The following is a 23,749-nucleotide window of genomic DNA, read 5'->3' as shown; positions in this document are numbered from 1 at the left end:
AGCTACCTTCCATGTTCTTACGAAGTCGGGGGATGCCTACAGCACAACCGTATCGAGGACGAACTTACTGCAGAGTAAGAACAGTGGGTAGTATGGCCCCAGACGGGCGGTTCCCAAACCGATAGACCGCACAAGCACGGAGATGAATAGTGGCCCCTGCAAGTTCCGAGGCAAGCAAGCAGCGCAGTTCCGAGCGGCGACGGGTGGCCGTCCTGGGCGGCAACCGCATCCCGTTCGCTCGGTCGGACGGTGCCTACGCGGAGGCGTCCAACCAGGACATGTTCACCGCCGCACTGGGTGGGCTGGTGGATCGCTTCGGGCTGGTGGGCGAACGGCTGGGCGTCGTGGTCGGCGGCGCCGTGCTCAAGCACAGCCGGGACTTCAACCTGACACGCGAGTGTGTGCTGGGCTCGCAGCTGTCGTCGTACACCCCCGCGTTCGATCTACAGCAGGCCTGCGGGACCGGGCTGCAGGCGGCCGTCGCCGCCGCCGAGGGCATCGCGGCGGGCCGCTACGAGGTGGCCGCCGCCGGCGGCGTGGACACCACCTCCGACGCCCCCATTGGTCTGGGCGACAACCTGCGCCGCACGCTGCTCAAGCTGCGCCGGGCCAAGTCGAACGTGCAGCGGCTGAAGCTGGTGGGTACGCTGCCCGCCACCCTGGGCGTCGAGATCCCGGTCAACAGCGAACCCCGCACCGGGCTGTCAATGGGGGAGCACCAGGCGCTCACCGCCAAGAAGATGGGGATCGCCCGCGTCGCCCAGGACGAGCTGGCCGCCGCCAGCCACCGCAACATGGCTGCTGCCTACGATCGCGGCTTCTTCGACGATCTGGTCACCCCGTTTCTGGGGCTGTATCGCGACGACAACCTGCGCGCAGACTCGTCGGCGGAGAAGCTGGCCAAGCTGCGTCCGGTGTTCGGCGTGAAGGCCGGCGACGCGACGATGACGGCCGGCAACTCGACCCCGCTGACCGACGGCGCATCGGTGGCGCTGCTGGCCACCGACGAGTGGGCGGCCGCGCACTCGTTGACCCCGCTGGCCTACTTCGTGGATTCGGAGACCGCGGCGGTCGACTACGTCAACGGACGCGACGGCCTGCTCATGGCGCCCACCTACGCGGTGCCGCGGCTGCTGGCCCGCAACGGCCTGAGCCTGCAGGACTTCGACTTCTACGAGATCCACGAGGCGTTCGCGTCGGTGGTGCTGTGCCACCTGCAGGCGTGGGAGTCCGAGGAGTACTGCAAGGAGCGGCTGGGCCTGGACGCCGCGCTGGGCTCGATCGATCGGTCCAAGCTCAACGTCAACGGATCCTCGCTGGCCGCCGGCCACCCGTTCGCGGCCACCGGGGGGCGGATCCTGGCCCAGGCGGCCAAGCAGCTCGCCCAGCGCAAGGCCGAGCAGAAGGGCGGCGGCACCGTGCGCGCCCTGGTCTCGATCTGCGCGGCCGGCGGCCAGGGCGTCGCCGCGATCCTGGAGGCCTGACGCCTCCTCGGCGCGAAGCCCGGCAGGCTCGACGCTCGATGAGTTGAGTCACATCCGGTTAGCCAAATCGGGGTGCGGGTATTCGTCTCACCGGATGACCCCGTGTTGTGGTCTGACCCCCCGACCCCGACGGCAATACGGGGCATCCCCCGAATGCGACCGCCCGTCCGTTCCGCGGACTGGCGTACGAAAAGGGCCGCCGCTGGAGTGAGGGGATCCAGCGGCGGCCTTTTTTGCTCTCCAGCCGGCCTATCGCTCGTACTGACCTAACGCACAAATCCCCCGCTTCGCGCGCGAAGCGGGGGATTTGTCATGCCGTTCCAGCTGGCCTAGAAGGCGGCCTCGTCGAGCTCCATGATGTCGTTGTCCAGCGTCTCGATCACCTCGCGGGTGCTGGCCAACAGCGGCAGGAAGTTCTTCGCGAAGAACGACGCCACCGCGACCTTGCCCTCGTAGAAGGACCGCTCCTCGCCGCTGGCGCCGGCGTCCAGCGCCGCCACGGCCACCGCCGCCTGACGCTGCAACAACCAGCCGATGACAAGGTCACCGACGCTCATCAGGAAGCGCACCGAACCCAGGCCCACCTTGTACAGGCTGGTCACGTCCTCCTGCGCCGCCATCAGGTAGCCGGTCAGGGTGGCCGCCATCGCCTGGACGTCGGTCAGGGCCTTGGCCAGCAGCTCCCGCTCGGTCTTCAGGCGGCCGTTGCCGGACTCGCTGTCGACGAACTTCTGGATCTGCTCGGACACGTGAGCCAGCGCCACGCCCTTGTCGCGGACGATCTTGCGGAAGAAGAAGTCCTGCGCCTGGATGGCGGTGGTGCCCTCGTAGAGCGAGTCGATCTTGGCGTCGCGGATGTACTGCTCGATCGGGTAGTCCTGCAGGAAGCCGGACCCACCGAAGGTCTGCAGGCTCTCGGTGAGCTTGGCGTACGCCTGCTCCGAGCCCACACCCTTGACCACCGGCAGCATCAGGTCGTTGACCTTGACCGCCAGGTCGGCGTCCACACCGTGCAGCGCCTCGGCGACCGCCGAGTCCTGATAGGTCGACGTGAATAGGTACAGCGCGCGCAGACCCTCGGCGTAGGCCTTCTGGGTCATCAGCGAGCGGCGCACGTCCGGGTGGTGCGTGATGGTCACCCGCGGTGCGGTCTTGTCGGTCATCTGGGTCATGTCGGCGCCCTGGACGCGAGACTTCGCGTACTCAAGCGCGTTCAGGTAACCCGTCGACAGGGTCGCGATGGCCTTGGTACCGACCATCATGCGGGCCTGCTCGATGACCTCGAACATCTGCGCGATGCCGTTGTGCACCTCGCCGACCAGCCAGCCCTTGGCGGGAACGTCGTGCTGGCCGAAGCTCAGCTCACACGTCGCCGACACCTTCAGGCCCATCTTGTGCTCGACGTTGGTGACGAAGACGCCGTTGCGCTCGCCCAGCTCACCGGTCTCGAAGTCGAACAGGAACTTGGGCACGAAGAACAGCGACAGGCCCTTGGTGCCCGGTCCGGCACCCTCGGGGCGCGCCAGCACCAGGTGGAAGATGTTCTCGAACAGATCGCCGGAGTCGGCGGAGGTGATGAACCGCTTCACACCGTCGATGTGCCAGGAACCGTCCTCCTGCTGGACGGCCTTGGTCCGCCCGGCGCCCACGTCGGAGCCGGCGTCCGGCTCGGTGAGCACCATGGTCGAACCCCAACCGCGCTCAGCGGCCAGCACGGCCCACTTCTTCTGCTCCTCGGTGCCGAGGTGGTACAGGATGTTGGCGAAGCCCGCGCCACCGGCGTACATCCACACGGCCGGGTTGGCACCCAGGATGTGCTCGTGCAGCGCCCACAGCAGCGACTTCGGCATCGCGACACCGCCGAGGGCGTCGTCGATGCCGACCTTGTCCCACCCGGCCTCGATGACGGCGTGGACTGACTTCTTGAAAGATTCGGGCAGCGTCACCGAGTGCGTCTTCGGGTCGAAGACCGGTGGGTTGCGGTCGCCCTCGACAAACGAGTCCGCGATCGGGCCTTCGGCCAGGCGGCTGATCTCGTTCAACATTTCGCGGGCGGTGTCGGCGTCCAGATCGCTGTAATCGCCTTGGCCCATTGCCTTGTCAACGCCCAGAACCTCGAACAGGTTGAACACCTGGTCGCGGACGTTGCTCTTGTAGTGGCTCACTACGGTCCTCCTCGTTGAGAATGCCACTTGTGGTTGGGTACTAGGTCTAAGTTACCCACCAGTAACACCGCTAAAATATCGCTCGCGTCAGTGGTATGCAAGGGAATGTGAGCTAGATTCCATTGCCTAATTAACCAACCGGTTGGGAAGCTGCAGGTCGTGCTGTTGAAACTCGATTTACCTGCGGCGATGACGCGCCTATGACCGATGTGTGGGGCGTCACTGCGCTGCCCTTCGAGATGCCGGTAGTGGACCTGCGGGCCGATCCGGGCCGCCTGCGCAAGGCGCTGCGCGCGGCCGGTCACGAGGTCGGCTTCTTCTATCTGACGGGCCACGGCGTACCGCCGGACTTGGTGACGCGGGTGCTGGACGCGGCGCGCCGGCTCTTCGATCTGCCGCAATCGGGCAAGGACGCCGTCGCGATGGTGCGCAGCCCCCATTTCCGCGGCTACACCCGGCTCGGTGGCGAGTTGACCCGCGGCGAGGTGGATTGGCGCGAGCAGATCGACATCGGGCCGGAACGCCCGCCGATCGGGGGGCTGGACAAGTCCGACTATCGCTGGCTGCAGGGTCCCAATCAATGGCCGGCCGCGCTGCCGGACCTGCCCGGGATCCTCGAGGAGTGGGACGCCGCGCTGTCCGTGGTGGCCCGCACCCTGCTGCGGCATTGGGCGGCCGCGCTGGGCAGTCCGCCCGACGTGTTCGACGCCGCGTTCGCCGAAGCGCCGGCCACGTTGATCAAAATCATCCGGTACCCGGGCCGCGCGGCCGGCACGCAGGGCGTGGGCGCGCACCGCGACTCCGGGGTGCTGACGGTGTTGCTGGCCGAGCCGGGCAGCGCGGGTCTGCAGGTGCGCCCCGCCGGAGACGTCCAGTCCGACGACGGCTGGATCGACGTTCCGCCGCGCGAGGGGGCGTTCATCGTCAACATCGGTGAACTGCTGGAGGTCGCGACGCGCGGGTACCTGCGGGCCACCGAACACCGGGTCAACCTGCAGGGGGTGGCGGGCGGCCGCATCTCGGTGCCTTATTTCTTCAACCCGCGCCTCGATGCGCAGATACCGGTGCTGTCGCTGCCCGACGCACTCGCGGTGCGGGCCGACAAACACTGGACGCCGTCGCACGATCGCGCCGACCCCATGTTTTCGGTCTACGGGCGCAATGCCTGGAAGAGCAGACTGCGGGCCCACCCGGATGTGGCCGCGGCGCACGGATATTCGGCAGGACGCTTAGAAAGCGGGTAAGGGTGGCCGCGCCCGGACGGCGCGCGGCGGGTAGGGTCGTTTCCGATAAATCCCGTCTCCGGCTCTAGGGGCGAATAAGTCCGGTGAACTCGAACAACAAGCTGACAGCGTCGTCACTTCGTGAGGCCTTCGGGCATTTCCCGTCCGGCGTGGTGGCCATCGCCGCCGAGGTGAACGGAACCCGCGAAGGCCTGGCGGCCAGTACCTTTGTCCCCGTCTCGCTGGACCCGCCGTTGGTATCGTTCTGCGTGCAGAACACCTCGACGACGTGGCCCAAGCTCAAGGACCGGCCGATGCTGGGCATCAGCGTGCTCGGCGAGGAGCACGACGAGGCCGCGCGCACGCTGGCCGCCAAGACCGGTGACCGGTTCGCGGGATTGGAGACCGTCTCCCGGTCCACCGGTGCGGTGTTCATCAAGGGCACCGGCCTCTGGCTGGAAAGCGCGATCGAGCAGCTCATTCCGGCCGGCGACCACACCATCGTGGTGTTGCGGGTCAGCGAGGTGACGGTGGACGCCGAGGTGGCGCCCATCGTGTTCCATCGCAGCGTCTTCCGCCGTCTCGGCGCGTGATCGCCGCGCCCGGCCGTTGACCGGCTAGGGGCGGTGGCTCAGCTCTTCCCGAAAGCCCTGGATGCGGCTTTCGAGTTCGGCGGCGTCGCTGTGCCGGCCTTCCTTGTTCGCCAGCTGGGCACGGACCGACAACTGCCGAATCGCGGTGCGAATGTTGTTGATGCTGGCGGTTTCTCGGGGTTCCATGAACTGCCTTTCCGGTCGTTGGTACACGGCCGCGCGGGGCGGCCCGACAGGATGCAGTGTGGTTACCCGGGTGCCGCGACGGCCTAACGTGCGACGACGGGATCGGCCCGGATTACAGCCCCGTGGGGCTCAGCGACGGAACAGCTTGTTGCCGAGCCACACCACCGGGTCGTACTTGCGGTCGGCGACCCGCTCTTTCATCGGGATCAGCGCGTTGTCGGTGATCTTGATGTTTTCCGGGCAGACCTCGGTGCAGCACTTGGTGATGTTGCAGTAACCCAGGCCGTGCTCGTCCTGAGCGTCGTTGCGCCGGTCGCGGGTGTCCAGCGGGTGCATTTCCAGCTCGGCGATCCGCATCAGAAAGCGGGGACCGGCGAACGCCTTCTTGTTCTCCTCGTGGTCCCGGACCACGTGGCACACGTTCTGGCACAGGAAGCACTCGATGCACTTGCGGAACTCCTGGGAGCGCTGCACGTCCTCTTGCGCCATCCGGTACTCACCGGGCTGCAGGTCCTTGGGCGGCGCGAAAGACGGTATTTCGCGGGCCTTTTCGTAGTTGAACGAGACGTCGGTGACCAGGTCGCGGATCACCGGGAACGTCCGCAGCGGCGTGACGGTGACGACGTCGTCCTCGGCGAACGTGGACATCCGGGTCATGCAGAGCAGCCGCGGCTTGCCGTTGATCTCCGCCGAGCAGGAGCCACACTTGCCCGCCTTGCAGTTCCACCGGACCGCCAGGTCGGGCGTCTGGGTCTGCTGCAGGCGATGGATGATGTCGAGGACGACCTCGCCCTCGTTCACCTCGACCGTGAAGTCCTGCAGATCACCGTTGGCGTCGTCGCCGCGCCACACCCGCATCGTCGCGTTGTAGGTCATTTGCCACTCCGTCCTGGGTGCCCGGCGAGTTCTTCGTCGGTGTAGTACTTCTCCAGCTCACCGATTTCAAACAGTTCCAGCAGATCGGGCCTCATCGGCGTCTGATCCTTCTTCGTGATGGTGATGTCGGGGATCACCTCGTCGCCGCCGCCCGCCTCGCAGACCAGCAACACCTTGCGCCACGATGAGTCCATCGCCGGGTGGTCGTCGCGGGTGTGCCCGCCGCGGCTCTCGGTGCGCTGCAGCGCGGCCTTGGCGACGCACTCGCTGACCAGCAGCATGTTGCGCAGGTCGATGGCCAGGTTCCAGCCCGGGTTGTACCTGCGCTGCCCCTCCACGTGGAGATTCTTGAACCGCTCGCGCAGCTTGTCGAGCCGCGCCAGGGCCTCGGAGACTTCGTCGGCGTTGCGGATGATGCCGACCAGGTCGTTCATCGACTGCTGCAGTTCCAGCTGCAGCGTGTACGGGTTCTCCGGTGCGCCGCTGGCCGGTGCCTCGAAGGGGGACAGCGCCCGCTTCGCCGCGGCGTCGATGGCGCCGTCGCCGACCGTCGGGCGGCTGCTCAGGGCCCGCACGTAGTCGGCCGCGCCCAGCCCGGCCCGCCGGCCGAACACCAGCAGGTCCGACAGCGAGTTGCCGCCCAGCCGGTTCGAGCCGTGCATACCGCCGGAGCATTCGCCGGCGGCGAAGAGCCCGGGGACCGTGGCCGCGCCGGTGTCGGCGTCCACCTCGACGCCGCCCATCACGTAGTGGCAGGTCGGGCCGACTTCCATCGGCTCCTTGGTGATATCGACCCCGGCCAGTTCCTTGAACTGGTGGTACATCGACGGCAGGCGGCGGTTGATCTCCGCCGGCGTCAGCCGCGACGCGATGTCCAGGAAGACGCCGCCGTGTGGGCTGCCGCGGCCGGCCTTGACCTCCGAGTTGATCGCGCGCGCGACCTCGTCGCGCGGCAGCAGGTCCGGAGTGCGGCGGGCCGAGTCGTTGTCCTTGAGCCACTGGTCAGCTTCTTGTTCGGACTCGGCGTACTGGCCCTTGAACACCGACGGGATGTAGTCGAACATGAACCGCTTGTTGTCGGAGTTCTTCAGCACCCCGCCGTCACCGCGGACACCCTCGGTGACCAAAATCCCCTTCACACTCGGCGGCCACACCATGCCCGTCGGGTGGAACTGGACGAACTCCATGTTGATCAGCGACGCACCCGCCCGCAGGGCCAGGGCGTGGCCGTCGCCGGTGTACTCCCAGGAGTTCGAGGTGACCTTGAACGACTTGCCGATCCCGCCGGTGGCCAGCACCACCGCGGGCGCCTCGAACAGGATGAAGTTCCCGCTTTCGCGGATGTAGCCGAACGCCCCGGCGATCGCGTCGCCGTCCTTGATCAGCTCGGTGATCGTGGTCTCGGCGAACACCCTGATCCGGGCTTCGTAGTCGCCGAGCTCGGCGTAATCCTCCTGCTGCAGCGAGACGATCTTCTGCTGCATGGTGCGGATCAGCTCCAGGCCGGTGCGGTCACCGACGTGGGCCAGCCGCGGGTAGGTGTGCCCGCCGAAGTTGCGCTGGCTGATCTTGCCGTCCTTGAGGCGATCGAACAGCGCGCCGTAGGTTTCCAGCTCCCAGACGCGGTCCGGGGCCTCCTTGGCGTGCAGTTCGGCCATGCGCCAGTTGTTGAGGAATTTCCCACCGCGCATCGTGTCGCCGAAGTGGGTCTTCCAGTTGTCCTTTGGGTTGGTGTTGCCCATGGACGCCGCGCAGCCACCCTCGGCCATTACCGTGTGGGCCTTGCCGAACAGGGACTTACACACCACCGCGACCCGCAGACCCCGTTCGCGCGCTTCGATAACCGCACGCAGTCCGGCGCCGCCGGCACCGATCACGACCACGTCGTACGTGTGCCGCTCGATTTCAACCATGAAACCCTCGCTAGCTAAATTCTGATTTATTTCGAGATGGCTTGTCAGCCAACAAATCTCAGGTCAGGGATGGTGCCGCTGGCCACCAGTGCGACGTAGAAGTCAGTGAGCATCAGGGTGCCCAGGGTGATCCACGCGTACATCTTGTGCCGGGTGTTGATATTGCTGACCTGGGTCCAGATCCAGTACCGCACAGGGTGTTTGGAGAAGTGTTTGAGCCGCCCGCCGGTCACGTGCCGGCAGGAGTGGCAGGACAGCGTGTAGATCCACAGCATGATGACGTTGCCGAGCAGGATCAGATTGCCCAGGCCGAAGCCGAATCCACCGGGCCCGCTGTCGGAGTGGAACGCGACGATGGCGTCGTAGGTGTTGATCACCGAGATGATCCCGGCGATGTAGAAGAAGTAGCGGTGCGTGTTCTGGATGATCAGCGGGAATTTGGTCTCGCCGGTGTAGTGGACGCGGGGCTCGGCCACCGCGCAGGCGCTGGGCGACTGCCACACCGTGCGGTAATAGGCGCCGCGGTAGTAGTAGCAGGTCAGCCGGAACAGCAGCAGGAACGGCAGCGTCAGCGCCGCGTACGGCAGCCACCACACGTCCGGCAGGACCTGCGGCCAGAATTCGCTGGCCTCTTTCACGCAGCCGGTGCTGACGCACGGCGAATAGAACGGCGTCAAGTAATGGTATTGGGGAACGAAGTAGTTGTTCTGCAGGAACGCCCGCGCCGTCGCATAAATAATGAATGCGGCGAATCCGAGATCGATCCGCAGCGGCGACATCCACCACCGGTCGGTGCGTAAGGTGCGTTGCTGGATTCGGGCGCGCGTGGGTGAAAAGACACCGGACGCAGGACGGTTCGCCGTAGGTGCGCTCATTTAGTGTGTTCCTCTTCGAACGGGCTGTAGCTCGAAGGGTACACAGACAGAAGCCCCCCTTTTCTGGGGGCCTGGGTTGTTCAGGACCTGCTGTGACCGCCGACACCCTCGTCGTCGACATCGCGCCAGAATTCGCTGTCGTACTGGGTGTCGGGAATGACGATCTTCTCGGCGGACTGCTGCACGGTGGCACCCGCCAGGTCCAATTCGGATGCGTCGGTGTCGAGCAAGTCGACGTCGGACATGATGCGGTCGGCGTCCATGACGATGCGCCGCATGGCCGGGCTGTCACCGTATCGGGCCCGCAGCGAGCTCACGCACCGCCGCAGGCCGCCGATGAGGTCGTGCAGTTCGGCGAATTCGGTCGTGCCAGTGGTGCTCGTCAACGGATCTCCTCGGCAGTGTTTCGGATCACAGTACGCCCCCGATACTATCCACGGCACACGCCAGACGTCAGGCCGTTGAGCCCGGATGCCGAGGGAGCAAACATTTATGACGGCACGCACCACCCCGGCCGAGCGCGCCACGGCGCTGCTGGAACTGCACCGGCCGGGCAACCCGGTCGTCCTGCCGACCGTGTGGGATGCGTGGTCGGCGCGGCTGGCCACCGGCGCCGGGTTCGTCGCCCTCACCGTGGGCAGTCACCCGATGGCGGATTCGATCGGCAAACCCGACAACGAGGGCATGTCGTTCGACGATGTCCTCACCCGGGTCGCACAGATCACCGCCGCGGTCGACGTGCCGGTGTCGGTGGACATCGAGTCCGGCTACGGACAGCCGGCGGGTCGGCTGATCGAGGGCCTGCTGAGCGTTGGGGCCGTCGGGCTCAACATCGAGGACACCGTGCACTCGGAGGGCAAGCGGTTGCGATCCGCCGACGAGCATGCGGAGTTGGTCGGGGCGCTGCGGTCGGCCGCCGACGCGGCCGGGGTGCACGTGGTCATCAACGCCCGGACCGATCTGTTCCTGCGCCAGGATGGCGAGGCGTCCGATCGCGTCGAGCGCGCGGTGGCACGACTGAATCAGGCGGCCGCCGCCGGCGCCGACGTGCTGTATCCGGTGGGCCGCCACGACCCCGACACCTTGCGGCGCCTGACCGCCGAGTTAGCGCTGCCCGTCAACGCGATCGCGCTGCCCGATCAGGACGACCCGTCGTCCTTCGGCCCGCTGGGCGTGGCGCGCATCAGCTTCGGGCCGTTCCTGCAGGCCGCGCTGGCGGCCCGGGCCAAGGAGCTGCTGGTCCGCTGGGGCTGACGCGCTGAATCCGGCGAAGCCGTTGCGGCTCCGCCGGATTCGGCTACTTATCTCCGAACTGGCCGGAGACTATTTGGTGATCTCGATGCGCTGTGCCTGGTTTCCGGCGTAGGCACCGGTGACCCGGACGGTCAGCACGCCGGCGTCGTAGGTCGCCGTGATGGCGTCGCCGGTGACGTGGGCGGGCAGCTGGAACGACCGGCGGAACGATCCGTATTTGATCTCCCGCAGTGTGCGGCCGGCACCTTCCCCTTCGTCTTGCGCGCGCGTGTCGCGGTGCTCGCCGTGGATGACCAAACGCCCGCGGTCGACCTCCACGTTGACGTCCTGGTCGACGTCAACACCGGGCAGCTCGACCCGTACGATCGCGTCGTCGCCGTCCTTCACGATCTCGGCGGCGGGCTTGAAACCGCTGGTCGCCGGGGTGTTCCAGTCCGCCGCGGCAGCGGGTCCGAAAAAGTCGCGCAACCACCGGTCGGTGTCCCAGGCCGGCCGCGACCACAATGCGAGGTTACTCATGGCGCTTGCCTTCTAATTCCTTGAGCTTCAATGTGAGATTCCTGTGACCGGTGCCTCCTCGACCGGCTACTAGGTCAAACATGAGCCGACCCCGCTTAAGTTCCACCTCGCCGTTCGCCGGCAGCGAACGCTCAATCACAGGCCTTCCTGTGAGTTGTGAGATCCTCGTCATAGGACCGTCACATTGCGCGAAAAGAACGTAATTTCCGGCCGTTACTCTCAAAGCCATGTCTGCAGACGGGATTTCGCGCGCCAGTTGTGCGCCTCGTCACATCATCGTAGTCGGACATGGCATGGTGGGGCACCGGTTCGTGGAGGCGCTCCGCGCCCGCGACACCGAGGGATCGTGGCGCATCACGGTTTTCGCCGAGGAGACCGACGCGGCCTATGACCGCGTGGGGCTGACCTCCTACACCGAGAGCTGGGATCGCAAGCTTCTGGCATTGCCCGGCAACGATTACGAGGGTGACGAACTGGTCCGGCTGGTGCTCAACCAGCGCGTTACCGAAATAGACCGCGCCGCAAAGACGGTGGTCACCGCCGACGGTCAACGGCACGGCTACGACGCGCTGGTCCTGGCGACCGGGTCGTATGCCTTCGTGCCGCCGGTGCCGGGCCACGAACTGCCCGCGTGTCACGTGTACCGCACCCTGGACGACCTGGACGCGATCCGCGCCGACGCGCAGCGCACCGTCGAAACCTCGCGTGCCACCGCGGGAGTCGTCATCGGCGGCGGACTGCTCGGGCTGGAAGCCGCTAATGCGTTGCGCCAGTTCGGGTTGCAGACCCACGTCATCGAGATGATGCCGCGGCTGATGGCCCAGCAGATCGACGAGGCCGGCGGTGCGCTGCTGGCCAGGATGATCGGCGAGCTCGGCATCTCGGTGCACGTGGGGACGGGCACCGAATCGATCGAGGCGATTGACCACTCGGACGGCTCCACCTCGGTGCGGGTAAGTCTGACCGATGGCCAGGTCATCGACGCCGGTCTAGTGATCTTCGCGGCCGGCATCCGGCCGCGCGACGAGCTGGCGACCGCGGCCGGGCTGGACCGCGCCGAGCGCGGCGGGGTGCTCACCGACGTGGCTTGCCAGACAAGCGATCCCGACATTTACGCGATCGGTGAGGTCGCCGCGATCGGCGGCCGGTGCTACGGCCTGGTCGGCCCGGGTTACACCTCGGCCGAGGTGGTGGCCGACCGGCTGCTGGAGGGCGTCGCCGAATTCGGCGAGGCCGACCTGTCCACGAAGCTCAAACTGCTGGGCGTCGACGTGGCCAGCTTCGGCGACGCGATGGGGCTGACCGAGAATTGCCTCGAGGTCGCCATCAACGATGCGGTCAACCGGACCTACGCCAAGCTGGTGCTCTCCGACGACGCCAAGACGCTGCTCGGCGGCGTGCTGGTCGGCGATGCGTCGTCCTACGGGGTGCTGCGGCCCATGGTCGGCAGCGAGCTGCCCGGTGACCCGCTCGCCCTGATCGCGCCGGCCCAATCCGGCGGTGGTACGGCCTTGGGTGTTGGGGCGCTGCCGGATTCGGCGCAGATCTGCTCGTGCAACAACGTCACCAAGGGCGACCTGAAATGCGCGATCGCCGACGGCTGCGCGGACGTCCCGGCGCTCAAGTCGTGCACCTCGGCCGGCACCTCGTGTGGGTCCTGCGTGCCGTTGCTCAAGCAGTTGCTGGAAGCCGAGGGTGTGGAGCAGTCCAAGGCGCTGTGCGAGCACTTCAGCCAGTCGCGGGCGGAGCTGTTCGAGATCATCTCGGCCACCGAGATCCGGACCTTCTCGGGTCTGCTGGAGCGCTTCGGCCGCGGAAAGGGTTGCGACATTTGCAAACCCGTCGTCGCCTCCATCTTGGCATCCACCGGCTCGGACCACATCCTGGAAGGCGAGCAGGCCTCGCTGCAGGATTCCAACGACCACTTCCTGGCCAACATCCAGAAGAACGGCAGCTACTCGGTGGTGCCCCGGGTTCCCGGTGGTGACATCAAGCCCGAGCATCTGATCCTGATCGGCCAAATCGCCCAGGACTTCGGGCTCTACACCAAGATCACCGGTGGCCAGCGGATCGACATGTTCGGCGCCCGGGTGGATCAGTTGCCGGAGATCTGGAAGCGCCTGGTGGACGGCGGCATGGAATCGGGCCACGCGTACGGTAAGGCGTTGCGCACGGTGAAGAGCTGCGTGGGCACCGACTGGTGCCGCTACGGGCAGCAGGATTCGGTGCAGCTGGCCATCGATCTGGAGCTGCGCTACCGCGGCCTGCGGGCACCGCACAAGATCAAGATGGGCGTCTCGGGCTGCGCGCGTGAATGCGCCGAAGCCCGCTCGAAAGACGTGGGCGTGATCGCCACCGAAAAGGGCTGGAACCTCTACGTCGGTGGCAACGGCGGCATGACGCCCAAGCACGCGCAGCTGTTGGCCAGCGATCTGGACACCGAAACACTGGTCAGCTACGTCGACCGGTTCGTCATGTACTACATCCGGACGGCCGACCGGTTGCAACGCACGGCACCGTGGGTCGATTCGCTCGACGGCGGACTCGACCACGTCCGCGAGGTCGTGTGCGACGACTCGCTGGGCCTGGCCGCGGAATTCGAAGCCGCCATGGAGCGGCATGTGGAGAACTACAAGTGCGAATGGAAGGGCGTGTTGGACGACCCGGACAAGATGTCGCGGTTCGTGTCGTTCGTCAACGCCCCGGATGCCGTCGACTCGACGGTGACGTTCACCGAGCATGCCGGGCGCAAGATCCCTGTGTCCATTGGCATGCCGCGGGTCCGTGCAGCGTCAACTTCGGAGGAATGAGGAAGAGATCATGACACTTCTCAACGACATTGCGGTGTGGACCAGCGCGTGCGCCTACGACCATCTCATTCCCGGCCGCGGTGTGGGCGTGCTGCTCGACGACGGCTCCCAGGCGGCGTTGTTCCGGCTCGACGACGGCTCGGTCCACGCGGTGGGGAACGTCGACCCGTTCTCCGGGGCGGCGGTCCTGTCCCGCGGGATCGTGGGTGACCGCGACGGCCGCGTGACGGTGCAGTCGCCGATCTTGAAGCAGGCGTTCTCGCTGGAAGACGGTTCCTGCCTGGACGATCCGGCCGTTTCGGTGCCGGTGTACCCGGTGCGGATCACGGCCGACGGCCACGTTCAGGTCGGGCGGGACTACCACTCGCGGGCCGCCTGAGCCCCACGGCCGAGTATCACCGGGTGATGTCGCCGACCAGATAACGCTGCATCGTCGGCCCGATCGCGTCGACGAGTGCGTCCACGGACATGGAGTGCAGCGGCTCGGAGCGGATGCCGTACCGCATGATGCCCAGGCCCACCAGTTGTGAGGCGCACAACGAGGCGCGCAGGGCGACCTTGTCGGCACCCAGAATTTTCAGCAGTGGGCCGAAGACCGGGCCGATGAACATGCCCTGCACGATTTCGGCGGTCTTCGCCATCCCCGTCGACGCGACGGCACTGGCCGCGAACGGGCCGCCACCGGCGGCATCCCACGTCGTGATCAGCATGCGCAACGTCCGGCGGCCCACCTGATTGACTCCGCCGGTGACGATCCGGTCGATGAATTCCGGTGTGCCGAAGGGCAACCGCAACATCTTGGCGACCGGGTCGAGGATCCCATGCGATGGCTCTTCGCGACGGGGCATAACGCCAGGATCGCCGGTCTGAGACCAAAGATCAAGGAATGCCGGGCCTCGGCGTGGCTCGCCGGCGGGCGTTTGGCGCTACGGACTGGACCGCACGATGCGTCCGTGCGCCAGCTGATGCGGGCCCGATCGGCCCGACGCATGCCGGGCGGTGGGGGCGAGGACCGGCGGCAGGGCCCGCCGGAATCGGTTCGCGACCAGGCGTGCCAGCCCGGGATGGGTGCCCAGCGGCTCGCTGACCAGGTCGGCACCGCAGCCGTGCAGTCGTTGCTGGAACAGGCCGTCGGCCAGCAGATATGAGGCGACCACGACGCGTCCGCCGGCGCGGCGTGCCCGGGCGCGCGCCCGGTCCACGGCTTCGGGCAGCTGCGGTTCACCGGTGGCCGCGAACGCCAGGCTCACCCGCGAGCCGGTCAGCGCCGACACCAATGTCGCCGTGGTGTGCAGGTCGGCACGCGCCTTGTCATCCGAGGTTCCCGCGGCCGCCAGAATCACCGAATCATTCGGGCGCCAGCCGCATTTCACCAGTTGATCGCCAACGATCCGGGCGATCTGGCCGCCGGGACCCAACGCGGGGGTGACGGTCACATTCGAGTGTCCACTGGCCGCGACGTGGGCGGGCAGATCGGCCCGGACATGGTATCCGCGGGACAGAAACGCGGGCACCACGATGGCGGCCCGGGCGGCGTTCTTCGCGCGCGCCAAGACTTCGCTGGGGGTGGGGCCCACCACGTCCACGAAGGCAACGTCGACCGTACCTCCGACGAGCGTACTGACCTGTGCCGCAAGGTCTTCGATCATCGTGACGCCGTCCGGCCTGCGGGTGCCGTGCGCTACCAGGATCAGTGCCACGGGGATTCTTCCGAGTGGTCGATCGCGAGCCGGTAGCCGCGCTTGACGACGGTCGCGACGATGCTCTTGTCGCCCAGCGCCGTTCGCAGCCGCAGCACTGCGGTGTCGACGGCGTGCGGGTCATTGCTGTTGCCGGGGAGCACCCGTAGTAAGTCGTTGCGCGCGACGACATCTCCCGGGCGTTGTGCCAGCGCGCGCAGGGTCGCCATGCCGGACCCCGACAGCGACTTCACCGCTCCGTCGACCAGCACGCAGGTTCCGCGGATCTCGATGTCGTGGCCGGCCGCGCGGATGGTGCACGACCGCAGCGGCGGGAGCTGCTGGGCGATGTGACGGGCCAACGCCCCCAATCGCATTCGCTCGGGCGACGACGTCGGGATGCCCGCACGCATCAAAGGTTGCGCGGTGACCGGGCCGACGCACATCGCATGCACGTCACTGCGAAGCGCTTGCAGCAGTTGATCTTCGATGCCCAACTCGCGGCTGCGCTCCAGCAGCGCCGCTCCGGCGGGCGCCGAGGTGAAGGTCACCGCGTCGAATTGGCGACGCGCGACCGAGGCGACGAGTTGGTCGAAGTCGCCGCCGGCCGGTGTCGGCTTCCAGCGGTAGACGTGAATGGGGACCACCTGTGCGCCCGCCGAGCGCAATCCATTGATGAAGTCGGGGAACGGGTCCCAGCCGTCGGCCGCGCCGTGCAGCTGGACGGCGATCCGCTTACCGGCGACGTCCGATTCGAGGAGGTAGCGCAGGACTTCGCGTGACGATTCGGATTTGGGTGACCACTCCTCGTGCAGCCCGGCGGCACGCAAGGCACCGGTCGCCTTCGGTCCGCGGGCCACGATCCGCGACTTGGACAGCGACGCCAGCAGTTGGGTGGCCAATCCCCATCCGTCGGCCGCGGCGACCCAGCCGCGGAAGCCGATACCGGTGTGCGCCACCAGGATATCGGGCGGTTCGGCGATCACCGCTTCGGTGTGGTTCTGTAGATCGTCGTCTTCGGGCAGCGCGATGATGTTGATGGCCGCGGCGCTGGAAACCTCGGCGCCGTTACGGCGCAGCAACGCGCACAGCTCCTCGGCGCGGTTCGCCGACGTGACGGCGATCCGGTAGCCGGTCAGCGGCGCGGAGTCGGGCGGGGCCAGTTGGGGGGCCATATGAAGTGTGTATGCCTGTGACGTTTCGGTTGCGTTACCGGTCAATTGCTGTGGCATTGCCCGTGTTGCGAGTCCGCTCACACACGGGCGGCCTCGGTTTCCGGCGTCGACCCGGACAAGCCCGGGGCCGCCGCGGGCCGGCGCACATAGACGATCCAGGTCATGATCGCCGCCACGACATAGGAAGCGAGAAATGCCCAGTACGCCGACGTTTCCGTGCCGGTGCTCAGGTAGGACTGGCGCAGCGCCAGGTTGATTCCCACCCCGCCGAGCGCTCCGACGGCCGAACAGATGCCGATCAGCGATCCCGAGTGCGCGCGGGCCCAGTGCCGACGTTCGTCCTCGCTCATGTCCAGCGAGCGACTGCGTGCCTCATAGACCGAGGGGATCAGCTTGAACACCGATCCGTTGCCCATGCCGGACAGGATGAACAGCACCATGAAGCCGCAGACGAAGCCGATCATGCTGGTGGAGTGCGTGCCGGTGTTCTGATCGTCGACGGTGCTGATGGTGACCAGCAGACCGGCCGCCAGGGTCATGCCCGCCAGGACCGCCAGCGTGACGCGGCTGCCGCCGATGCGGTCGGCCAACCGCCCGCCGTAGATGCGGGCCAAGGAGCCCAACAGCGGGCCCAGAAAGGCGACCTGCGCGGCGTGCAGCGCCGCGTGCTTGGCGCTCTCCCCGTTGGCCAGGAAGTTCACCTGCATCACCTGCCCGAACGCGAACGAGAACCCGATCCACGAGCCGAAGGTGCAGATGTACAGCAGCGAGATCACGTAGGTGTCCCGTTCGAACAGGATGGCGCGCATGGTGTTCAGCTCGGTGCCGTGGTGGACGTCGTCCATGAACAACGCGGCCGCGATGCCCACGACGGCCAGCAACACCAGGTATACCGCGCACACCCAGTAGGGCGCCTCGTGCCCGGCGGTGGCCAGCACCAGCAGCCCGACCAGCTGGATCACCGCCACCCCGAGGTTGCCAACACCGGCGTTGATCGCCAGCGCGGCCCCCTTGAGCCGCTGCGGGTAGAAGGCGTTCACGTTGGCCAGCGAGGCGGCGTAATTGCCACCGCCCAGCCCGGTCAGCGCGGCGCACACGATGAAGGGCCACAACGGCAGACCGGGATTGGCCAGCAACACGATCGTGCCGACCGTCGGGATCAGCAGTACGAAGGCCGAGAACGTCGTCCAGTTGCGACCGCCGAAGGCGGCGATGCCCAAGGTGTACGGGATCCGGGCGCAACCACCTACCAGGGTGGCAACCGCTCCCAGCAGCAGCTTGTCGCTCGCGGAGAAGCCGTAGACGGGCCCCGGCATGAACAGCGCCATGACGGGCCACAGGGTCCAGATCGAAAATGCCACGTGGTCACCGGCAATCGTGCAGAGCAGGTTGCGCCGGGCGATCTTCTTATTGCCGGCCTCCCACGCCGCGGTATCTTCCGGGTTCCAGTCCGCGATGCGGTGATTGCGGCCCATCACGTCACCTCTCCGCGGGACGACGCTCATGTTCGTGCACCCATCGACGAAATTTCTTGGGCGCGTTGAGGTATGGAGCCGGCGTGTGATGGCGTATCGACGGAATCCCGCCAGCTGGCGTGCATACAGATCCCTCTCGTCAGGCCCACGAACCGCCGCGTCCGACCGCCGCCGAGCCAGGGGGCGTCGCGCTAGCCCGGCTGTCGGGAAAGCTGTTCGGAGGCCGGCTTTCGACGCGTGGGCGCCTCGAATGAAGGGGCTCATGCCCCGCCGTATGCTCCGATGCTCACATTTAAGACGTGAGCGGGTCAACCGGAACCGGCCCATATCGCCTGTTAGTTGTTTACCAGTTGTCTGGTAAATCCCTGAGGGGGCGGTCAGTTCGCCGATGTGCGCCGGGCAAACCGTGAATGGGCGCCGCCATCAAGTGATTTCACGCATAGACCCGGTGCCGTGTGAGCTGTGATACAGCCGATCTCGGCATCGAGATCCAGCAAACGAATTGTGTTAGGAAACCGGCCAACTCGCGGCGTCGGAGGGGGCGCCCACCAGAGACCTGGGCCGAGCCCAGTGCAGCCGCACCGCCTGGCCGGGTCGCACCTGGGCAATCTTGTCGACGTCCTCGTCCACCACCACGCCGATCACCGGATAGCCACCGGTGACCGGATGGTCGGGCCCCAGGATGACCGGTAAACCGTTGGGCGGCACCTGGATTGCGCCACGGGTGGCGCCCTCGCTGGGCAGTTGCCGATCCGGGTAGCAGTGCTGCAGGGGCCGGCCGGTCAACCGCATTCCCACCCGGTCGCTGCGGTCGGACGCCATCCAATAGGTGTGCACCAGGCGGTCCGGATCGACGAACCAATCGTCACGCGGTCCGGGGACCACGAACAGCTCGACGACATGGGCGGTGATGGCCGCGACCGGCGCCTGGTCCAGTTCGGGGTAGGCGTCGGTGTGCTCGCCGATCGGCAGCCGGTCGCCGGCCCGCAGCGGCGACGGGCCGATGGCCGACATCACGTCGTAGCTGCGCGAGCCCAGCACCGGCTCCACGCAGATGCCGCCGCGGACCGCCAGGTAGCTGCGCAGGCCCGCGCGGGGGGCGCCCAGCGAGATCACCTCGCCATCACGCACGTGATGAAGGCTGTTGGTGCCGAACTTGATTCCGTTGACGGTGGGGTCGGTGTCGGCGCCCGTCACCGCGATGTCGACGTCGCCGCCGGACACCCGGGCCGCGAAACCGCCGAACGTGATCTCCACGGTGGCACGGTCGTCGGGGTTGGCGACGAGCCGGTTGGCCAGCTTGTGCGCCCGCCGGTCGGCGGCCCCCGACTGGCTCACCCCTAGGTGGGCCAGTCCCGGACGGCCCAGGTCCTGGACGAGGGCGAGCGGTCCGGTGCGGAGGATCTCCAGCATTGCCACGACTACTCCTTCACTACGGTGACGACCCGCTTCGCCCGGCTGCGCCGCGCTCGCGATCGCCACTGGCTAGACGGCCCGGAACTGCACCCACACGCCCTGCGTGAGCAAGGCCGGGCTCGGTCTCTGCAGGTCCCACAGCACCGCTTCGGTGCGGCCGATGAGTTGCCAGCCACCCGGGGACGGTCGCGGATACACCGCGCTGAACTCACCGGCGAGGCCGACGGAGCCGTCCGGCACCGAGGTCCTCGGCTCCGGGCGGCGGGGCACCCGCAGGCGCGGGTCGCCGTCCACCAGATACGCGAAACCGGGTGCGAATCCGTTGAATCCGACCCGCCACGGCGTGGCGGTGTGGGCGTCGATCACGGCGGGAATGGTCAGCCCGGCGTGGGCGGCAACCTCGGCCAGGTCCGGACCGTCGTAGACGACGTCGATGACCACGTCGGCTCGGCGCTCCGAGTCGGCGGTCCCGGTGGCGGCGACGCCCATCTTGCGCAGCCGCTGACGGATGACCCCTTGGCGCCGCGCGTCGTGGAGCTTCACCAGCACCGTGCGGGCCGCCGGGACGACATCGACCACGCCCGGGATCTCGGCGCGGCGCAGCGCGTCCGCCCACGCCAATACCTCAGCGGTACTGCCGCATTGCACCATCAGCGCCAGGTCGCCGTAGTCCACAACGGTGTTGCCGACCAGCTCCGTCGGAAGGTCGCGGGCCAGGCCGCCGCTAAGGTCCGTCACGCTCATTACTCGACGGTAACCCCGGGATCTAGGCCTGTGCGAGGGGCGCCGACGGAATTTCGAGCACTGCCAGAGCTGCCTTAGCAAACGCTCAAACAGCCGCGAGATGCCCGCGTGGCTAGCCCAGGATCTTGGTGATCAGCGGGGGCAGTTGATCGGCGATGACGGGGTAGCTCAGTGGCGACGCGAACGCGATCGCGCCGGCCTGGTCCTTGGTGGTGAAGATGTGGCGGTTCTGTGCGGTGGTGAGCGACCCGGCCACCTCGGGGTCGGCCAGTATCGCCTTCTGATCGTCCGGGCTCTGGGTCGTCCAGATCACCACGTCGGCGGAGTCGAGCACGGATTTGATGTGATCGCGCGGGATGACGGCGCGCTGATCGGTGCCGAAGGGTTTGATGGTGTCGGAGACGACCAGCCCCATCTGGTTCAGGAAGTCCGTCCGCCAGCCCGCCATGGTGGCGACGACGGTGCCCTGCCACAGCGCGCCGTGCATCAGCAGCGCCTTCTTGCCGGTCCATTGCTGATTCTTCTTGCCGATGTCGGTGAACTTCTGGTCGACGCCGTCGATCAACGACTTCATCTGGTCGACCTGGAAGACCGCCTGACCGACGGTGCCGGCCTGCTCTTTCCACGGTTCGAAGAAGGCGTCGCCGTCCGATTGCGCCACGGTTGGGGCGATCGCGGACAGCTTCTGATACGTGTCGGCGTCCAGGCCGGCGTTGACGGCCACGATCAGGTCGGGTTTGAGGCCGGCGATCTGGTCGACGGGAATTCCGTTGTCCAGGTTCAACACCGTCGGCTGCGCCCCGTTGAGCTTGGGTGCGGCCCACGGCCAGACAGCGAAGGGCTGATCACCGAACCAGTTGGTCACCGCGATCGGCACCACGCCGACCGCCAGCAGGTCGTCCTGCTCGGTGTAGCCGGCGCTGACGACCCGCTTGGGTGGTTCCTTGATGACGGTTTGACCGAACAGGTGGGTGACCGTCACCGATCCCGGCGCGGCTCCCGGAGCGGGTTTGTCTGAAGAGCACCCCGCCAAAAGCTCTGAGAACGCGGTCGCACCGCCGATCGCGGCCACCCCCGCAGCCCCTGCGAGCTGCAAGAATCCCCGTCGATTCCATCCCTGTCGCATCGCGTGAGAGTATCGCGTTCCGCCCTCTGACATGCGTCGCCGCGCTGTTGAGGCAGTTCAGCCCAGCGGCATGCCGGCGTCCATGAAATCCAGGGCGCGATAGATCGTCTCGGCGGTCTTCGGTGCGCTGTCGAACGCCGCCATCATGGCGCCCGTCAACGCCCCGGCGAACACTCGGACCTCGAAATCGTCTGGGGCACGGCCGATCCGGTGCGCGATCGCCTCGGCGGCCACCGTCACGGTGCGGTAGTACTCGTCGTACATCGCCGCCTTGAGCTCGGGTATCGAAAACATCAGGCGCTGCCGGGTGCTCTCGAACTCCAGCTGGTCGTCCGGCAGCTGGGCCATGACGGCCGCATAGGCGCCGCGGAAGGCCCGCGCCGGCGATAGGTCGCGCGGCTGGGACTTCAGCGCCTCGAGGATCAGCGGGTCGAGGTCGTCGGCGAGCAGCAGCGATTCCTTGGACGGGAAATAACGGAAGAAGGTGCTCGGCGACACGTCGGCCGCCTCGGCGATCTGTTCGACGGTGGTCGCGGCGAAGCCGTTCTCCTCGATCAGGCGAAACGCCTCGCGCCTGATGGCGCGGCGGGTCTTGATCTTCTTGCGCTCCCGCAGGCCCAGGGGAGCCTCAGTCACCTGCATGCGCCGATTGTCGCGCATCGACGCCTCGCCGTGGGCCCGCGACGTCCTCTCGTTGCAGAGTTCTGACAAACGGGGACAGGCCGTTGCGATTTCTGCGTATCGCCCACGTAACTGTGCACACCCAGACCGGTAACAGCGCGTCTTTAACGTCGAGAGGTCCTTGCCCGCGCCGCATCCAACACAGGAGTCCCACCAGATGACCACGACCATCAGGCCGGTAACGCAGCCCGCGCCGCCGCGCGAGCGTCATACGGGACGGCACTGGATCGATGACTGGCGGCCCGAAGACCCCGAATTCTGGGAGACCACCGGCAAGCCGATCGCTCGCCGAAACCTGGTCTTCTCGATCTTCGCCGAACACGTCGGATTCAGCGTGTGGATGTTGTGGAGCATCGCGGTGGTGCACATGACGGCGGGGGCGCACGGGCACCCGGCCGCGTCCGGGTGGGCGCTGACCGCCAGCCAGGCCCTGTGCCTGGTCGCCGTGCCCAGCGGTGTCGGGGCATTCCTGCGGTTGCCCTACACGTTCGCGGTCCCGCTGTTCGGCGGCCGCAACTGGACGACGATCTCGGCGGCGCTGCTGCTCATCCCGTGCCTGCTGCTGGCGTGGGCAGTCAGCCATCCCGGCATCCCGTTCGGCGTCCTGGTGGCGATCGCGGCTACCGCCGGCTTCGGCGGCGGCAACTTCGCCTCATCGATGGCCAACATCTCGTTCTTCTACCCGGAGAAGGACAAGGGCTGGGCGCTGGGCCTGAACGCGGCCGGCGGCAACATCGGCGTGGCGGTGGTGCAAAGGATCATCCCGCCCATCGTCATCGCCGGCGGCGGGATGGCGCTGTCGCGGGCCGGACTGTTCTATGTGCCGCTGGCCGTGGTGGCCGCGCTCTGCGCGTTCCTGTTCATGAACAACCTCACCGAGGCCAAGGCCGACGTGAAGCCGGTGTTTGAGTCGCTGCGGCACCCCGACACCTGGATCATGTCGCTGCTGTACATCGGCACCTTCGGATCGTTCATCGGCTACTCGGCGGCGTTCCCGACCCTGCTCAAGACGGTGTTCGGGCGCGGTGACATCGCCCTGGCGTGGGCCTTCCTGGGCGCCGGCATCGGCTCGATCATCCGGCCCCTCGGCGGCAAGCTGGCCGACCGGATCGGTGGCGCCCGCATCACCGCCGCCAGCTTCGTCATGCTGGCGATCGGGGCGGCGGCGGCGCTGTGGTCGGTGAAGGCGGTCAACCTGCCGGGATTCTTCGCCAGCTTCATGTTCCTGTTCGTCGCCACCGGCATCGGCAACGGCTCGACCTACCGGATGATCTCGCGGATCTTCAAGATCAAGGGCGAGCTGGGCGGGGGCGACCCCGACACCATGGTGGCCATGCGCCGGCAGGCCGCCGGTGCGCTGGGCGTCATCTCGGCGGTGGGTGCCTTCGGTGGCTTCGTGGTTCCGCTGGCGTACGCGTGGTCGAAGTCGGAGTTCGGCAGCATCGAACCGGCGTTGCGGTTCTACATCGTGTTCTTCCTCGGCCTGCTCGGCGTCACCTGGTACTGCTACCTGCGCAGGCACAACGCGATAACGCGGGTGGGGATCTGACCCGAA

Annotated in this window: 22 protein-coding genes; 7 read left to right on the top strand and 15 right to left on the bottom strand. The window is 67.1% G+C overall.

The features are described from left to right. The first annotated feature begins 149 nt into the window (after positions 1-149). Positions 150-1,484: an acetyl-CoA C-acetyltransferase gene (locus tag G6N50_RS17945; RefSeq protein ID WP_083096681.1), complete on the top strand. Its 1,335-nt coding sequence runs from the start codon at positions 150-152 to the stop codon at positions 1,482-1,484. Positions 1,485-1,813: 329 nt separating this feature from the next. On the opposite strand, the gene G6N50_RS17940 is transcribed toward G6N50_RS17945, so the two are convergent. Next, positions 1,814-3,649, bottom strand: coding sequence for an acyl-CoA dehydrogenase (locus tag G6N50_RS17940; RefSeq protein WP_067835187.1), 1,836 nt, complete (start codon positions 3,647-3,649; stop codon positions 1,814-1,816). A gap of 200 nt (positions 3,650-3,849) precedes the next feature. On the opposite strand from G6N50_RS17940, the gene G6N50_RS17935 reads away from it, so the two are divergent. Both G6N50_RS17935 and G6N50_RS17930 read left to right on the top strand, forming a co-directional pair. Further along, the gene (locus G6N50_RS17935; protein WP_232068774.1) at positions 3,850-4,893 is read left to right on the top strand and encodes an isopenicillin N synthase family dioxygenase; all 1,044 of its coding nucleotides are present in this window, start codon (positions 3,850-3,852) and stop codon (positions 4,891-4,893) included. An 83-nt stretch (positions 4,894-4,976) separates the two neighbouring features. Beyond that, complete coding sequence (locus tag G6N50_RS17930; protein WP_067839341.1) at positions 4,977-5,465, top strand: flavin reductase family protein; 489 nt, start codon at positions 4,977-4,979, stop codon at positions 5,463-5,465. 24 nt (positions 5,466-5,489) lie between these two features. Here the strand turns inward: G6N50_RS17930 and G6N50_RS28860 are convergent, their stop codons facing one another. The 5 genes from G6N50_RS28860 to G6N50_RS17910 form a co-directional block, all read right to left on the bottom strand. Continuing rightward, on the bottom strand, positions 5,490-5,651 hold the full coding sequence (locus tag G6N50_RS28860) for a hypothetical protein (protein ID WP_165606986.1): 162 nt from the start codon (positions 5,649-5,651) through the stop codon (positions 5,490-5,492). Between the two features lie 129 nt (positions 5,652-5,780). Continuing rightward, positions 5,781-6,527: a succinate dehydrogenase/fumarate reductase iron-sulfur subunit gene (locus tag G6N50_RS17925; RefSeq protein ID WP_083096682.1), complete on the bottom strand. Its 747-nt coding sequence runs from the start codon at positions 6,525-6,527 to the stop codon at positions 5,781-5,783. Continuing rightward, positions 6,524-8,440: a fumarate reductase/succinate dehydrogenase flavoprotein subunit gene (locus G6N50_RS17920; RefSeq protein WP_083096683.1), complete on the bottom strand. Its 1,917-nt coding sequence runs from the start codon at positions 8,438-8,440 to the stop codon at positions 6,524-6,526. The genes G6N50_RS17925 and G6N50_RS17920 overlap by 4 nt, the downstream gene beginning before the upstream one ends. Positions 8,441-8,484: 44 nt before the next feature. Further along, positions 8,485-9,315, bottom strand: coding sequence for a hypothetical protein (locus tag G6N50_RS17915; RefSeq protein ID WP_083096684.1), 831 nt, complete (start codon positions 9,313-9,315; stop codon positions 8,485-8,487). Positions 9,316-9,395: 80 nt separating this feature from the next. After that, positions 9,396-9,701, bottom strand: coding sequence for a hypothetical protein (locus tag G6N50_RS17910; RefSeq protein ID WP_083096685.1), 306 nt, complete (start codon positions 9,699-9,701; stop codon positions 9,396-9,398). 106 nt (positions 9,702-9,807) lie between these two features. Between G6N50_RS17910 and G6N50_RS17905 the strand changes: the two genes are divergently transcribed. After that, positions 9,808-10,569, top strand: a complete 762-nt coding sequence (locus tag G6N50_RS17905) for an isocitrate lyase/PEP mutase family protein (RefSeq protein WP_083096686.1) — start codon at positions 9,808-9,810, stop codon at positions 10,567-10,569. Between the two features lie 69 nt (positions 10,570-10,638). On the opposite strand, the gene G6N50_RS17900 is transcribed toward G6N50_RS17905, so the two are convergent. Continuing rightward, positions 10,639-11,088: an Hsp20/alpha crystallin family protein gene (locus G6N50_RS17900; RefSeq protein ID WP_083096688.1), complete on the bottom strand. Its 450-nt coding sequence runs from the start codon at positions 11,086-11,088 to the stop codon at positions 10,639-10,641. 227 nt (positions 11,089-11,315) lie between these two features. On the opposite strand from G6N50_RS17900, the gene nirB reads away from it, so the two are divergent. Beyond that, positions 11,316-13,898, top strand: coding sequence for a nitrite reductase large subunit NirB (gene nirB, locus G6N50_RS17895; RefSeq protein ID WP_083096689.1), 2,583 nt, complete (start codon positions 11,316-11,318; stop codon positions 13,896-13,898). A gap of 10 nt (positions 13,899-13,908) precedes the next feature. Next, on the top strand, positions 13,909-14,277 hold the full coding sequence (gene nirD / locus G6N50_RS17890; RefSeq protein ID WP_083096690.1) for a nitrite reductase small subunit NirD: 369 nt from the start codon (positions 13,909-13,911) through the stop codon (positions 14,275-14,277). Positions 14,278-14,293: 16 nt separating this feature from the next. Here nirD and G6N50_RS17885 read toward each other — a convergent pair whose 3' ends face one another. The 8 genes from G6N50_RS17885 to G6N50_RS17850 form a co-directional block, all read right to left on the bottom strand. Continuing rightward, positions 14,294-14,746 (bottom strand): TetR/AcrR family transcriptional regulator, encoded by a 453-nt coding sequence (locus G6N50_RS17885; RefSeq protein ID WP_083096691.1) that lies wholly within the window; start codon positions 14,744-14,746, stop codon positions 14,294-14,296. 78 nt (positions 14,747-14,824) lie between these two features. Continuing rightward, positions 14,825-15,598, bottom strand: coding sequence for a sirohydrochlorin chelatase (locus tag G6N50_RS17880; protein WP_083096692.1), 774 nt, complete (start codon positions 15,596-15,598; stop codon positions 14,825-14,827). Next, a complete protein-coding gene (locus G6N50_RS17875) occupies positions 15,589-16,740 on the bottom strand; it encodes a uroporphyrinogen-III synthase (RefSeq protein ID WP_142275628.1) in 1,152 nt (383 codons plus the stop codon). Before G6N50_RS17875 ends, G6N50_RS17880 begins: the two co-directional genes overlap by 10 nt. Before the next feature lie 89 nt (positions 16,741-16,829). Continuing rightward, entirely contained in the window at positions 16,830-18,227 is a 1,398-nt protein-coding gene (locus tag G6N50_RS17870; protein WP_083096694.1) for a nitrate/nitrite transporter, read from the bottom strand. A gap of 507 nt (positions 18,228-18,734) precedes the next feature. Next, entirely contained in the window at positions 18,735-19,646 is a 912-nt protein-coding gene (locus tag G6N50_RS17865) for a 5-oxoprolinase/urea amidolyase family protein (RefSeq protein WP_142275623.1), read from the bottom strand. Between the two features lie 66 nt (positions 19,647-19,712). Further along, positions 19,713-20,387: a 5-oxoprolinase subunit B family protein gene (locus G6N50_RS17860; RefSeq protein WP_083096699.1), complete on the bottom strand. Its 675-nt coding sequence runs from the start codon at positions 20,385-20,387 to the stop codon at positions 19,713-19,715. A 112-nt stretch (positions 20,388-20,499) separates the two neighbouring features. Continuing rightward, positions 20,500-21,513 carry an ABC transporter substrate-binding protein gene (locus G6N50_RS17855; RefSeq protein ID WP_083096703.1) on the bottom strand — a complete coding sequence of 338 codons (1,014 nt, stop codon included), beginning with the start codon at positions 21,511-21,513 and terminating at the stop codon, positions 20,500-20,502. A 57-nt stretch (positions 21,514-21,570) separates the two neighbouring features. Continuing rightward, positions 21,571-22,155 carry an acyl-CoA-like ligand-binding transcription factor gene (locus G6N50_RS17850; RefSeq protein ID WP_083096778.1) on the bottom strand — a complete coding sequence of 195 codons (585 nt, stop codon included), beginning with the start codon at positions 22,153-22,155 and terminating at the stop codon, positions 21,571-21,573. A 196-nt stretch (positions 22,156-22,351) separates the two neighbouring features. On the opposite strand from G6N50_RS17850, the gene G6N50_RS17845 reads away from it, so the two are divergent. Further along, positions 22,352-23,743, top strand: coding sequence for a NarK family nitrate/nitrite MFS transporter (locus G6N50_RS17845; protein WP_083096704.1), 1,392 nt, complete (start codon positions 22,352-22,354; stop codon positions 23,741-23,743). Positions 23,744-23,749 lie beyond the last annotated feature (6 nt).

This window comes from Mycobacterium mantenii, from assembly GCF_010731775.1.
In the GTDB taxonomy this organism is placed as follows: Bacteria; Actinomycetota; Actinomycetes; order Mycobacteriales; family Mycobacteriaceae; genus Mycobacterium; species Mycobacterium mantenii.
The sequence above is the reverse complement of the archived record's forward strand: the minus strand, read 5'-3'. Positions and strand labels throughout refer to the sequence as shown.

Excerpts from the sequence above, each read along its gene's own strand:
- G6N50_RS17885 (WP_083096691.1), bottom strand. The coding sequence starts at position 14,746 with ATGCCCCGTCGCGAAGAGCCATCGCATGGGATCCTCGACCCGGTCGCC.
- G6N50_RS17915 (WP_083096684.1), bottom strand. The coding sequence starts at position 9,315 with ATGAGCGCACCTACGGCGAACCGTCCTGCGTCCGGTGTCTTTTCACCC.
- G6N50_RS17850 (WP_083096778.1), bottom strand. The coding sequence starts at position 22,155 with ATGCAGGTGACTGAGGCTCCCCTGGGCCTGCGGGAGCGCAAGAAGATC.
- nirD (WP_083096690.1), top strand. The coding sequence starts at position 13,909 with ATGACACTTCTCAACGACATTGCGGTGTGGACCAGCGCGTGCGCCTAC.
- G6N50_RS17870 (WP_083096694.1), bottom strand. The coding sequence starts at position 18,227 with ATGGGCCGCAATCACCGCATCGCGGACTGGAACCCGGAAGATACCGCG.
- G6N50_RS17920 (WP_083096683.1), bottom strand. The coding sequence starts at position 8,440 with ATGGTTGAAATCGAGCGGCACACGTACGACGTGGTCGTGATCGGTGCC.
- G6N50_RS17905 (WP_083096686.1), top strand. The coding sequence starts at position 9,808 with ATGACGGCACGCACCACCCCGGCCGAGCGCGCCACGGCGCTGCTGGAA.
- G6N50_RS17925 (WP_083096682.1), bottom strand. The coding sequence starts at position 6,527 with ATGACCTACAACGCGACGATGCGGGTGTGGCGCGGCGACGACGCCAAC.
- nirB (WP_083096689.1), top strand. The coding sequence starts at position 11,316 with ATGTCTGCAGACGGGATTTCGCGCGCCAGTTGTGCGCCTCGTCACATC.
- G6N50_RS28860 (WP_165606986.1), bottom strand. The coding sequence starts at position 5,651 with ATGGAACCCCGAGAAACCGCCAGCATCAACAACATTCGCACCGCGATT.
- G6N50_RS17860 (WP_083096699.1), bottom strand. The coding sequence starts at position 20,387 with ATGAGCGTGACGGACCTTAGCGGCGGCCTGGCCCGCGACCTTCCGACG.
- G6N50_RS17855 (WP_083096703.1), bottom strand. The coding sequence starts at position 21,513 with ATGCGACAGGGATGGAATCGACGGGGATTCTTGCAGCTCGCAGGGGCT.
- G6N50_RS17900 (WP_083096688.1), bottom strand. The coding sequence starts at position 11,088 with ATGAGTAACCTCGCATTGTGGTCGCGGCCGGCCTGGGACACCGACCGG.
- G6N50_RS17845 (WP_083096704.1), top strand. The coding sequence starts at position 22,352 with ATGACCACGACCATCAGGCCGGTAACGCAGCCCGCGCCGCCGCGCGAG.
- G6N50_RS17935 (WP_232068774.1), top strand. The coding sequence starts at position 3,850 with ATGACCGATGTGTGGGGCGTCACTGCGCTGCCCTTCGAGATGCCGGTA.